This window comes from bacterium, assembly GCA_019912885.1.
Lineage (GTDB): Bacteria > Lernaellota > Lernaellaia > JACKCT01 > JACKCT01 > JAIOHV01.
The window spans coordinates 1-12,655 of the sequence record JAIOHV010000175.1 but is presented as its reverse complement, the minus strand read 5'-3'; the positions used below and the strand labels follow the sequence as shown (position 1 = coordinate 12,655).

The 12,655-nt window shown below is 61.4% G+C and carries 10 protein-coding genes; 6 read left to right on the top strand and 4 right to left on the bottom strand.

What is annotated here, in order from left to right; translation table 11 throughout:
- Both K8I61_15500 and K8I61_15495 read right to left on the bottom strand, forming a co-directional pair.
- A partial coding sequence (locus K8I61_15500) for a hypothetical protein (GenBank protein MBZ0273443.1) occupies nucleotides 1-844 on the bottom strand: 844 nt, incomplete at its 3' end.
- A 159-nt stretch (nucleotides 845-1,003) separates the two neighbouring features.
- Nucleotides 1,004-2,533 (bottom strand): hypothetical protein, encoded by a 1,530-nt coding sequence (locus K8I61_15495; GenBank protein MBZ0273442.1) that lies wholly within the window; start codon nucleotides 2,531-2,533, stop codon nucleotides 1,004-1,006.
- Nucleotides 2,534-2,857: 324 nt separating this feature from the next.
- Here K8I61_15495 and K8I61_15490 point away from each other — a divergent pair, with 324 nt between their 5' ends.
- The 3 genes from K8I61_15490 (at nucleotide 2,858) to K8I61_15480 (ending at nucleotide 5,258) form a co-directional block, all read left to right on the top strand.
- Nucleotides 2,858-3,079 carry a dodecin family protein gene (locus K8I61_15490; protein ID MBZ0273441.1) on the top strand — a complete coding sequence of 74 codons (222 nt, stop codon included), beginning with the start codon at nucleotides 2,858-2,860 and terminating at the stop codon, nucleotides 3,077-3,079.
- Nucleotides 3,080-3,271: 192 nt separating this feature from the next.
- Complete coding sequence (locus K8I61_15485; GenBank protein ID MBZ0273440.1) at nucleotides 3,272-4,081, top strand: hypothetical protein; 810 nt, start codon at nucleotides 3,272-3,274, stop codon at nucleotides 4,079-4,081.
- A 127-nt stretch (nucleotides 4,082-4,208) separates the two neighbouring features.
- Entirely contained in the window at nucleotides 4,209-5,258 is a 1,050-nt protein-coding gene (locus K8I61_15480; GenBank protein MBZ0273439.1) for an MBL fold metallo-hydrolase, read from the top strand.
- A gap of 26 nt (nucleotides 5,259-5,284) precedes the next feature.
- On the opposite strand, the gene K8I61_15475 is transcribed toward K8I61_15480, so the two are convergent.
- Nucleotides 5,285-6,382, bottom strand: coding sequence for a GNAT family N-acetyltransferase (locus tag K8I61_15475; GenBank protein MBZ0273438.1), 1,098 nt, complete (start codon nucleotides 6,380-6,382; stop codon nucleotides 5,285-5,287).
- Between the two features lie 289 nt (nucleotides 6,383-6,671).
- Here K8I61_15475 and K8I61_15470 point away from each other — a divergent pair, with 289 nt between their 5' ends.
- Nucleotides 6,672-7,517 (top strand): LamG domain-containing protein, encoded by an 846-nt coding sequence (locus K8I61_15470; protein MBZ0273437.1) that lies wholly within the window; start codon nucleotides 6,672-6,674, stop codon nucleotides 7,515-7,517.
- 90 nt (nucleotides 7,518-7,607) lie between these two features.
- On the top strand, nucleotides 7,608-9,176 hold the full coding sequence (locus K8I61_15465) for a VCBS repeat-containing protein (protein ID MBZ0273436.1): 1,569 nt from the start codon (nucleotides 7,608-7,610) through the stop codon (nucleotides 9,174-9,176).
- A 118-nt stretch (nucleotides 9,177-9,294) separates the two neighbouring features.
- Here K8I61_15465 and K8I61_15460 read toward each other — a convergent pair whose 3' ends face one another.
- Entirely contained in the window at nucleotides 9,295-10,080 is a 786-nt protein-coding gene (locus K8I61_15460) for a crotonase/enoyl-CoA hydratase family protein (protein ID MBZ0273435.1), read from the bottom strand.
- A gap of 184 nt (nucleotides 10,081-10,264) precedes the next feature.
- Here K8I61_15460 and K8I61_15455 point away from each other — a divergent pair.
- Nucleotides 10,265-12,655 (top strand): hypothetical protein (locus tag K8I61_15455; GenBank protein ID MBZ0273434.1); only part of this gene is annotated, 2,391 nt, incomplete at its 3' end.

The following is a 12,655-nucleotide window of genomic DNA, read 5'->3' as shown; positions in this document are numbered from 1 at the left end:
GCGTTGTCGTCGTGGTCGTTGTCGTTGTTGTGGTTGTCGTCGTGGTGGTTGTCGGCTGCGTCGACGATGTGGTTGTCGTCGTCGGTTGCGTTGTCGTCGTGGTCGTTGTCGTTGTTGTGGTTGTCGTCGTGGTAGTCGTGGTCGTCGACGTACCTTCGCAGTCGTTGACCAGCGCGCGAATCATCAGAACATACGAGCTGACAGAATCGTAGAACGTCCAGTCGCCCGGGGCGCCGCCGTAAGACGTATTCGGATCCGTGGAGTCCTGGTCTTCGCCGACGTATTTTCGTTCGGTCGCGCCGCCCGTCTGATACTCAACCCCGACGCACCATCGCCCGGACGCAAGCGGCGCAAGAAGCGGAACGTCGTACGAGTTCCACGTGCCCGCGATCGGCTCGAACACCGGGGACGAATGCAGGTTGGCACTATCCGGGCCGTCGGTCCCCGAATCGCTGTACACCACGTATTCCACCGGCTCGTCGCCTGTCTCGGTGGAATGGACGTAAACGGAAATCTTGCGCAGATACGACGGATAGATGGAGGGGGCGAAGCAGTTGACCCAGGCGTTTCCCGCCACGTTCCAGGTCCATCCGTTTTCCGCGCTTCCGTCATCCTCGATGAGCGGTTCGTCGTCGCACACCGCGATCTCGCCTGCGGTCCAATGCCAGAACTCTTCCGTTTCCGGATCAAGCGGCGTGATGTCCGAAATCGCCCACTCGGAATCAACGAAATAGACGCCCAGGTGTTCGAGATTAGCGGCGCTGCCAGTCGCCGCATTTTCAGACGCCGCCGCGACGCCGATGGACGCGGAGGAAATCAACAGGAGCGACAACCATCGTCGCATCAATTCATCTCCGTCATACGCCACGGGTGTCCGATCGACAGCCGCGGGAATCCGATCGTAATCATCCTCGCGAAACAGGCAGGATGGCGCATCAACCGGATTTCCGGGTGATTTCACCGGTTTGAGCACGTGGTTTTTTGCGCCGGTCGCCACGGATTCCTAATCGCATTCAAAGCCAAAGGGTCCCTGGCCCGACCCGCCGCGCAAACCGTTGTCCTCGAAATCGAAGCCGGAGTCCGGCTCCGCGTCGATCTGGCCGTCAAAGTCGTCGTCGTCCGGCGGGATCGTGGTTGTCGTGGTCGTCGGCGGCTCGGTTGTGGTCGTCGGCGTCGTTGTGGTCGTGGTGGTCGGCGGCGCCGTGGTGGTAGTCGTCGTCGAAGTTGTCGTCGTTGGCGCGGTCGTCGAAGTGGTCGTGGTTGTCGGCGGCGCCGTGGTGGTTGTCGTTGTCGTCGGCGCGGTCGTCGATGTCGTGGGCATCGTTGTCGTGGGCATCGTTGTCGACGTTGTCGTCGACGTTGTCGTGGTTGTCGTGGTGGTCGTCGTTGTCGTGGTGGTCGTGGTGGTGGTTGTCGTGGTGGTGGTGGTCGTCGTCGTCGAGCCGGGACAGATAGCCTCCACCATCTCGATATCGAGGTCGGACGTGAGCGGCTCGAACAACTCCTGAATGCTGGTGTACGAAGATCCGTTCCCCGTCGCATCGATATCGATCGACGGCGTGCCGCCGGTGACCTGATAGCCGAAGCACCAGCGCCCCTGCTGGATCGGCGCGTCGAACTCGGAATGCGTAAGAACCTCGGCGTGCGTAAACGTATTGACACCCGCCGAGGGTGAAAACTCGGGGCCAACAAACACCACGTCGTCCGGCGCGCCGCCGTCGCCATCGCGCCAGACGAGCCATCGCGCCGTGATCGGCGGGAACGTCAGGTCAAAGTGCGCCGTGCCTTCGTAAAACCAGGAGGGGTACATCGTCGGCGTAAAACACGTCATCACCGTATCAACCACCGGCAGGCTCGCCTCGAAGGTCCCGTCATGCTCGACGAGATTCGCTGTGGTGTTGCTTTGCGCCACGCAGTCGGCCTCGACGATGACGCTGTCGATCGCAAAGAAGTTGCCGAAATCGCCGAGCGGATCCGCGGTTACCATCCGCCATGCGAAAGTGACGCTCGGATCGCCGTCCGCCCACTCGGATACGTCGTAGGTCACGTGTTTATCGCCGGGCGACTGGAAGTCGTAGAAGGTATACGTGGCGACGACCTGCGTCGTCTGGCTCGTACTGACGACGAACTGCCCCGTCGCGTCGGTGCGCACAAAGTCCGCGTTCGGAAAGAAGTCGTAGTCGAAGGTGATCGACGTATTCTCGGCCTGCCCCAGGTCGATGGCGTTCGTGATGAGGTCGGAGTTGATCGGCCCTTCCTCGGCAATCTCAGGACCGCACCAGTTCTGCGCTTCGACGTAATCCAGGTCGATGTAAGTCCAGTAACCGCCCCAAAACGAATTGTTGGCGCAGTAGCCCACGTCCCAGACGATACCGCTGGGGATGTTGTCGACGACCGACCAGTTGTCGGGAATGCCCGCGGAAAAAGGCTCGTACAGGAAGATATCGGCACGCGCACTCGGCGCAAACGTCATCGCCAGAGCAAAAATGGCGGCGGCGATACCCAGGCTCGAATAGACGGGCGTTTTTTTCATGCGTCGGCCCCCAATTGCGAATCTGTCGCGGCAACCCGACGCGGCGGATTCGTTTCGCTGCGCTTGCGGTCTAAAAAGAACGACATTCCGGATTCTCGATACATGAGACGGATGGCGCGTCCTTGTCAAGGGAAAAATCGAAATTTTCGAATGGTCGCGCCATGTTAGCAGGCTTGCATTTCGCCTTTTGCTTGCCAACCCCGATTGCCGTCTCATGAACGCGGCGAGAGTCGGCTTCGACGTTGGGTAGCGCGTTTTTGTTTGCGATTGGGCGTCGAGCGGCGTAAATTGAATCAGGGTCATCATAATTTTCAGGGGGAATTTATGAGCGGCAGCGTCTACAAAATCATCGAGCTCGTTGGAAAATCGGAAAAATCCTGGGAGGACGCGACGCGGGCGGCTGTCGCCGCGGCATCGAAGTCGCTGCGCGATGTGCGCGTCGCGGAACTTGTCGAGCAGGACATCAAGATCGAGAACGGCGAGATCTCGTCATTTCGCGTGCGCCTGAAGCTCTCGTTCAAGGTGGAGGGCGAGTTCGACGACTGATTCGTTTCCCGCGCGTTTCCCTGGAAAGGCCGCCGGCGGCTCCGGCGGCTTTTCCCTTTTTGCGGCGGTCCGTCGAATTTGTTTTCCTTGTGCGCCTTTTTTTGGTATTGGCACGACATTGGCGGATGCGACGATGACGGCCGGCGGTATCCGGAGGGCGTCGATCCGTTCCCCTACGGAAGGAGCACGGGAATGAAGAATTCGGGATGGATGTTGATGGCGTGGGCCTTCGCAATATTCGCGGCGGCGCTCGGCGGGTGTTCCTGCGGCGACGACGACGACGATGACGACGATGCGGCGGACGACGACGCCGAAGACGATGATGCGGACGACGATGACGACGCGGAGGACGATGACGCGGACGACGACGCCGATGACGATGACGATGACGCGGACGACGATGACGACGTGTTGTTCCCGTTCACGATCGATTTCGAGGACTACGAGCTCGGCGACTTGTCGCTGCCGTGGAGCATCCTCGGACAAGGTGGGATCTCGACCGCGCAGGTCGACGTTCTGGTGAAGGACGGCGCCGGGCAGGCGTTGCACATCAGCGGCGGCAAGAATGACGGCGACTGGATCTGGCCGTCCTACGGCTTCCTGGCGGTCGAGCAGAGCGCTTGGATCGAGGCCGAAATCTGGCGCGAGACGGACGCGGCCTGGGGATTTTTCGTCCAGGAGTTCCCGAGCAATATCGGGCAGCTTAAGATCGATCTGTCCGCGGCGCCCGACGGGGGGATCAACGTCCAGGACGGCGGCCTGATCGACTGCGAAGTGACGCACACCGCGGGCGAGTGGGTGACGGTCCGGCTCGATATCGATTTCGGCGCCAACACCTTCGACGTTTACGTGAATGACGGGCTGACAAGTTGCGTGGACATTACCATGCAGGGCGACTCGGCGAAGGGCCTCGGCGGCGTGTCGTTCATCGATTACGTCACCGCGACCGTCGGCGGGAATTTCTACGTCGACAACCTGATGGGCGATTTCATCACGAAATAAACCATCGCGATGGCAACCGGCGCGGCGCGGGGACGACTCCGCGCCGCGTTTTTCCTTTTGCGCGCGTCGCGTGCAACGCGAGCCAGCAAACGGCACGACGGGCGCGCCGTGGTATACATTCCGCGAGATGCCGCGCCGACAAACGCCTCGAATCATCGCGCTTGCCGCCCTCGCCTTGGTAGCCTTGAGCCTTTACGGTTGTTGCCCGTTTTCCGCGGACGGATACCGGGGCCCCGTCTCCGAGCATTTCGACGGCGAGCGCTTTCACAACGAAGTCACGTATGAGGGGCGCTTTTTCGACTTTCTTCGATGGATCACCAATCGCGACAAGGGCGACTGGCCGGATTGGATCGATGCGAAACCCGGCCCGCCGCCCGCGCGCCGCGTCGATGGCGGGCGCCTTGTGGTGACATTCATCAACCACGCGACGCTGCTCGTGCAGATGGACGGGCTGAACATCCTGACCGATCCCGTATGGTCCGACCGCGTCTCGCCCCTGTCCTTCGCCGGGCCGAAGCGCCACCGCCCGCCGGGGATTCGTTTCGAGGACCTGCCGCCGATTGACATCGTGCTCGTGAGCCACAACCACTACGATCACATGGACGTCGAAACGCTGCGCCGCCTTGGCGACGCTTTTCGGCCACGCATCTTTGTCGGACTCGGCAATGCGGCGTATCTCGCCGTTAAGGGCGTGCCGGCGGCGGAGGATCTGGATTGGTGGAACACCCGCGACATCGCTCGCGGCGTGACCGTCGCCGCCGTTCCGGTGCAGCACTTCTCCAGCCGCGGCACGTGCGATCGCGACAAGACGCTGTGGTGCGGATTCATCGTTTCCGGGCCCGCGGGCAAGGTCTTTTTCGCCGGCGACACGGGGTTTGGCCCGCATTTTCGGCAAATCCGCAAGCGTTTCGGCGAACTGCGCCTGGCGATACTGCCCATCGGCGCCTATCGGCCGCGATGGTTCATGAAACCGATGCACATCAATCCGGAGGAAGCGGTGCGCGCGCACGAGGTGCTCGGCGCGGCGTCGAGCCTCGGCATGCACTACGGAACGTTCGCCCAGGCGGACGACGGGTATTACGAGCCGATCCACGACCTGGAAAAGGCGCTCGCGCTCCGCGAGAAACGCCCGGCGTTTTTCGTCAAACCCGAAGGCCAGGCCTGGGAAGTTCCCTGACGCGCGTCAACGGTGCCGGGGCGAATCTATCTTGGCCGTTTGCGCTTCAGGATCGCTTTCAGATGACCCTTCAGCCCCGTCCGCTCCAGCACACCGACGATGTGGGAATAAAACCGCGTGTAAGCCCGGTTTATTTTAAGCACGGCGCGAAGAAAGGGGCGGTCGCGATAGACGTAATAAAACGTTTCCCGATACGACGTCGACGCCGCCCGATCCTTGTAGTCGTGCGCGCCGTAACCCAGGTCGATGTATCGATACCCCCCCTCGGCAACCAGGCGCTCGTGGATGCCGTAGAGCGAGAGAATGCCCGGCGAAAACGATCGAAACGCGCGGTCGTAGGCCGTTTGCCGGTCGTAGTACACGTCGTTGAAACGATAGCCATAATCGACGGCGATCGGGCGGTCCCCCGCGTAAACGATGAACGACTGAAATAAACCCTCATCGGCCATCGACGCGAGCAGCTCGTCCGTTTCCCACCAGTCAAGCGGCCCCAGCACATCGCGATGCCAACTTTTTTCGTAGATGGCCCGCGCGTCGCGCGCGAACGTCTCGACATCCGCCCGGCGCCGAAACTCGCGCAGTGTCACGGGCCCGTGGATGTTCTCGAGCCGCTTGCGGTGCCGCGCGAAATTTTTCGGATATTCGGGCGCCCGCTCGTCGAAGGTCATCAACGAACGGACTTGCGTTTGAAGGTCGGGAAGAAACGTCAAACCGTTGATCGGTGCCGCGCGCGATCGCTCGCAATATTGGTACAGGCCGCTTTCGATCGGCAGCGCGTCCAGGCGAAGCCCGTCGAGTTCGGGAAACAGGCGAAAAATGCCGCGGATCAAGGCGCGAAAATGCGCGTCGGTTTCCGGCATCGGCAAACCCGGATACGACAAAGCGGCCATACGCACGGGGTGAATGACGACGGGCTGATCGGCAATCGTGAACGCGATGCTGTCCCGGCCGTAACGCAGGTTCAAAAAGCCGATCCAGCGGCCCGCCTCGCGAATCCCGAGCGGTTCGATGCGCTCGCGGCTGCCCGCGCGCAGGTGAGCCCGATACCACGCGAGACTGTGGTGGACGTGAAAGCGCTGGTACCCGGCGTTCGTTTCCACCCAGGTCGCCGCCAGAACGTCCATGTCCTTGCGCGATAACCGAGTGATTTCAATATGTTCGTGGTTCGTCGTTGCTGCCATAAAAACACAAGCCCGTAAAACAGACACGTGGAATGATTTCGACTCCGCGCCGCGATGCCTTTGATCGTAGACCGCCCGGCTTTCGCTAAAAAACCACGCGCAGGTGAATTCGGCAACCGAACGGAACGATAGCGCTGGCAATTTCCGTTAAAAGGCTTTTTTCTTGCGTTGATGGCGGATTCGACCGATGGTAAATTTTAGAAAAATTGGAAGAACGAACGAGAGGTTTGCAATGGGACAGTCGCGCTTCATTTATCTGACTTTTCTGGTTTTTCTTGGTGCGGGCCTTTTCTCGGCGGGTTGCGACAGCGGCAGCGTAAACAAGGACGACGGCGACGACGCGTCCGTGGACGATGACGAGCCGGCCGATGACGATGACGAAGACGTCGATCCGGACAACGGCAGCTTCGCCGTCGGCCTCAATGGATTCAACGAGGGCGGGATCGTTCCGTTCGATCCCCGGCTCGATCTGGACGTTTTCACGATCGAGTGCTGGTTCAACATCGACGAAAAAATCTTCGTCGATCAGTTGCGGTACGAAATGGTCGGGCGCGAAAACCCGTCGCCGCGAAGCGAATCCGAAGGCTGGAGCCTTTCGCTTCTCGGCAATCGCGTGGGTGACACCATCGAGACGCAGCTCTTTTTCATTATCTCCGACCGCAGCGCGTGGTGGCCCAAAATTTTCACGGACGTCAACTTGACCATCGGCCAGTGGTACCACGCCGCCGGCGTTTACGACGGCCAGGAACTTCGCCTGTACCTCGACGGCGAACTGCTTGGCACCAAGGAATACGATGGGCCCGTCTATTACGACGAAACGCCCCTTGGCATCGGACAGCCGAGCGTCGATGACATTTCGTTTTTCCCGGGCCTCATCGACGAAGTGCGTTATTCGAGCGTGGCGCGATACGACGCCGCTTTCGATCCCTTCTTCGAGTTCGGAAACGTGGACGAAGACACCGTCGGCCTCTGGCACTTCAACGAAGGCGCCGGCGACGTGTTCCATGACATGAGCGCCAATCAGCTTCACGGCGCGTTGACGCACAACGATCTGTGGGTCGAACGCGCAGGCGATTGACCGCACCCGACTGACGAAAACGCTCGGGGCGAGCCGCCCGGTTCGCCCCTTTCGCTTTTCCGCACCGGCGCGACGCGCTATCGTTCGCGCATGAAAAATCCCCTGCCTCTTGCGTTTTTCGTGCTTGCGCTCGCGTGCGCACTGTATCTTGCTCCCGCGGCCGCCGCGCAATCGGATTGCGACGCGATCGCGCAGCGAGCCGGGTTTCCCGTCGCCGCCGATTCCGATGCGGTCTTCACCGACATCCACGGTCTCGTCGCCGCGGACGTGGCCGGAGACGCGGACCTGGAGATCGTCGTCGCGACATCCGCGGGCGAACTGCACGTTTTTTCGGCAAGCGGCGACGCGCTCGTAACGCTTGACCTCGACGGCTACGCGCAAGCCGCGCCGGCCGTCGGCGACGTGGACGGCGACGGGGAAAATGAGATCGTCGTCGGCACGCGCGAGGCGTTTTCCGGGCCGGGCGACGCGACGCTGTACGTGGTGGAGGGTAGCGGCCTCGTGACGCGCGAGGCCACCTTTGGCGGCGACATCAACAGCCCGCCGACGCTTTTTGACCTGGACGGCGACGGCGCGGACGAGATTCTCATCGGTGTCCGGGAGGATGGCGGCGTCGGCAAATTCTACGCTCTGAACGCGCAAGGTGCCCCCGCCGCCGGCTGGCCGGTGGTGCTCGACCACGTTCCGGCAGCGAGCGCCGCCGCGGGCGATCTCGACGGCGACGGGACGCCGGAGATCGTGGTGTGCTCGTTCGATGCCGTGTTCGTCTTCGCACCGGACGGCTCGCCGCGCGCGGGCTTTCCGGTGACGTATCCCGACGAGAATTACAGCTACGGAGGCCCGGCGCTCGCGGACATCGACGGCGACGAATCGCTCGACATCATCGTCGCGACGCACGGCGATTGGAATCGTCTTCACGTGATCGACGCGGGCGGCATCGAGCTGGCCGGTTTCCCGTACGACCTCGGCGACGCTTGGACATTTTCGTCGCCGTCCGTGGCGGACCTGACGGGAGACGGCCCCCTTGAGATCATTGTCGGACGCGCGGGCGGCATCATCGAGGATGACGCGCTGTTTGCCGTGACAAACGACGGCCAGGACGCGCCCGGTTTTCCGTATTCGATGGCAGGCGGCGCGGAAGGGAGCTTTGTCGTCGCCGACCTGACGGGCGACGCGGACCTCGAAATCTTTTTCACGAACAACGTGCGCGAGTCGGACCTCGGCTACCTGTTCGGAATCGACGCGGACGCCATGGATCTGCCCGGATGGCCGCTTCGCCCGCGGGGAATGACGTACCTGAACGGCCCGACGCTCGCCGACATCGACCATGACGGTACGCCGGAGTTGGCCGCGCTCACGTCCGCGGAAAACGGCGACGCCGTCGTGAACGTCTACGAATTGTGCGGATACGCGCTTGGCGAGGGCGGCCTGCACTGGGCAACGTTCCAGGCCGATCCCGCGCACACCGGGCTCTACGCGCCCGCCGCCGGCTTCCCCCTGCCCGGCGACGACGATGACGCGACCGACGACGACACCCTCGATGATGACGCGGTCGATGACGATTTGGATGACGACGCGGCGGACGACGATGCAGCTACGGGCGATGATGATGATGACGATGACGACGACGACGATGACGGTTGCGGGTGCGGATGCTGAGAAGCAGCCTGAAAGACGGAACGCTCATCGCGCAAATATCGCTCGCGTGCCCGTCCATCATGTCCAGTCGGTCCATGATGTCCATCTCGTCCACGCGCTACGTGGGAACCGGTCGCCCCTATTTCCCCTTGAATTCCGCCTTGCGCCGCTCCATGTACGACAGGAATCCCTCCTGCGCGTCTTCGCTCGCCAAAAGCGGCGCGAGATCGGGCATCAGCCGCCCGACCGCCGTCGGTTCGCCCTCGATCGTGTACGTGCGCGAGGAACGCAGCGTCGCGCGCACGGCCAGCGGCGCCTGATCCGCGATCGTCCGGGCGATCTCCTTCGCGCGATCGAGTTGTGCTCCCGCGGGAACGACCTCCTGCACCAAGCCCATGCGATACGCGTCGCCGGCGGAAAATTCGTCGCCGGTCAGCAGGTAACGCATGGCGTTGCCCCAGCCGATCTCGCGCACGAAGCGGATCGTCGCGCCGCATGCGGCGTAAATGCCTCGGCGCACCTCGATCTGCCCGAAGCGGGTGGAATCGGCGGCGACGCGCACGTCCGTGCCGAGCATCAGCTCGATGCCGATGGTGAAGCAGATGCCCTGCACCGCGCTGACGACAGGCTTGTTCAGCCCGCGCTCGTAGATCTGGCAGGGATCGAGGCCGTCGTCGGCGATCGGCATCGTGCCCCTCTGGAACCACTCGACCCACTGCGGCAGGTCGAGCCCCCCCGTGAAATGTTCGCCGTGCGCGTACAGCACGCCGCAACGAAGCTCGTCGTCGTTCTCAAGCATCGCGTACGCACGCGAAAGACCCTGATACATCGCCACGGACAGGGCGTTGCGCTTGTCGGGGCGGTCAAGGCCGATCAGAAGCAAATGGCCGTCGCGGTCGATGGTGATGCGTCCGTCGTCGCTCATCGGAGAATCCTCCCAATCGCAGGATAGACCGGAAGCCCGAACGGCGGGAAGGCGGAAAGGTTCATTGGGGGAATTCCTCCAAACAGGCGGATCCGGCGCATCACGAATGCCGTGCATGATTCGTAGCGATAGCGTCTTCGTTCCTATAACATGACGTTAGATTCCTGGGCGGGACTCCATGCGCATGGCCGCAAAAAAGCATATTGCGATAACGCGGAAAAAGGCTGCCGCAAACCCGCTCGCGCATTTCGCCCGCCTCGCGACGCTCCTCCTTCTTGCTCTCCCGCTGACCTTTGCGCTCCCCGGCTGTTCGTGCGGCGATGACGACGATAGCGATGGCGTGTCCGCGCCGATCGACGACGCGCTCGATGACGACGACTCGGGATTCGATGACGACGCAGACGATGACGACTCCGCGCTTGACGACGATGCGGCGGACGACGATTTGTCTGTCGATGACGATGCTGACGACGATTCTCTGGACGACGATAGTGCCGACGATGATTCGGAAGATGACGATTCCGATGACGACGATACAGACGACGACACGGGCGACGACGACACGGAACTGATCGACTTCGACGAGGACCTGGCGGCGGGGTGCGTGGAATTGCCCGTCGATTTCGTGGACGTGGGGTTGTCGGAGTTCCCATCGCCACAGACCGGATGCCACGCACCATTCACGACACCAGACGGCGACGTGATCTGCACGCTCATTGCGGGCGGCTCCTCCGAGCGCGGCGCGGATTTGCGCATCGACGCGGACGGCAATCTCTGGTTCGCGATCTCGCTTGGGCGCGATCTGCGTCTGTATTATCTCGACGCGGCGTACCTCGCGGCTGGCGAGGTGCATCCCGACGATTGGACGTTCGAGACGGTGGACACGATGACCGCTTGGCCTCGCTTTGTGATTGACGCGGACGGCGTGTTTCACTTCGTTTACACCGATCTCTGGAACCGCGCGGTGAAATACGCGCGTGGCACACCCGGCGGGCCGTGGGAGTTCACCACCCTGGACACCATGTCGAAGATCGGCGCGTCGGGCTATTCGGAGTGGGACACGAAGTCCGCGATCACGCTCGGGCCGGCTGGCGGCGTGCACGCCGTTTGGCTGAACCACGACGACAAGTCGCTGCACTACGGCTTTTCCCCGCCGGGCGGAACATGGACGACCTCGACGATCCTGACTAAAGAGGACGCCGGCGTCGGCGTCGGCTATCTCAGCGCGATCGACGTGGCGGACGACGGTTCGGTTCACGTCGTGACGCGCGGGACGGACAACCCGGACGGATTCAGCACCGACGCGCTGATCTTTTATCTCGAAAGCACGGGCGGAGACTTCGTGGCGGAGGTCATTGGGGGGGGCGCGAAGCCGGACATCCTGGCCGTGAGCGCGGACGAGGTATATGCGTCGTTCTACGCCTGGGACCAATGGTTGATCAAGCCGTTCATCGCGATGAAATCGGGCTCGACGTGGACGTACCACTACGACTATTTCGCCATGTTCGACGCCGGCTTCATGACGCAGTTTTCGCGCACCGCGGACGGCGCGCCGGTCATGTATTACGAGCGACCGCAGGACCAGGACGATCCGGACGATACGCTCCTGGCGCTGCATTCCTCGACGCTGAAAAACGGGAAATGGACGTCGAAGAAGATCTTCGACAAGGCGTCGGAGCTTCGCTTGCAGGTTTGCGAAAACGGGTATCTGGGCGTGCCGTCGTTCGCGCCGGGCTCGGTCACCAATCGCTCGATCAACGTCTCGTACGGGACAAGCGAGTTGAATTCGATCACCTCGCGCGTGACCGCGGACGGTATGAGCGGGTCCGCGCTCGTGGTGGACGAAAATGGCGATCTCCACATCATCTACGCGAGTCGCGTGCCGAAATACCACGTCCGTTATCTGACCAACGCCGGCGGGACGTGGCTGGATGAGGAAATCGATCCCGGGAACGAGGCGAACGGCGACGTATCGATCGCCACTGCGAACGGTTTGGTTTACACGGCGTGGCAGGACTGGCCGAATCGGGATTTGCGTTTTGCCGCGCGGGAAAACGGGACGTGGACGGTCGACGTGATCGACGACAGCCACGGTACTGGCTACAATTCGCAACTGGCGATATATGACGATGATTATGTATTATTGTATTATGTAAAGTCTCCGTCGATCCTAACTGAGGCCATGTATTTCGATGAAAGTTGGTCTTTCGACGTAATACCTTTCAGTAGCGGGTTAGACGACGTATTTATAGATAAACTCGATAACATTCATATTTGCGAACGACATCCAGATACAGGGCTGAGCTATATAAATAAAAGTTCCGGTAATTGGGCAATCGAAACTGTTGATCCAAATTTGAAAAGCGGCAATTCCGCGATCGGCATTCTCGACAACGGTGACGTTTATATCGCCCATATCGGACAACAGGACGGACTTTATTTGTCGTCTCGAGAGTCGGGAACTTGGAGCACGACAATAATTGATGCCGATGCAACCGGCGGATTTGAGGTCGGAATTATCGCAGACGAAATAACGTCAGTATACTTCAATTCGCATGCCTGCATTCGAAGGGCT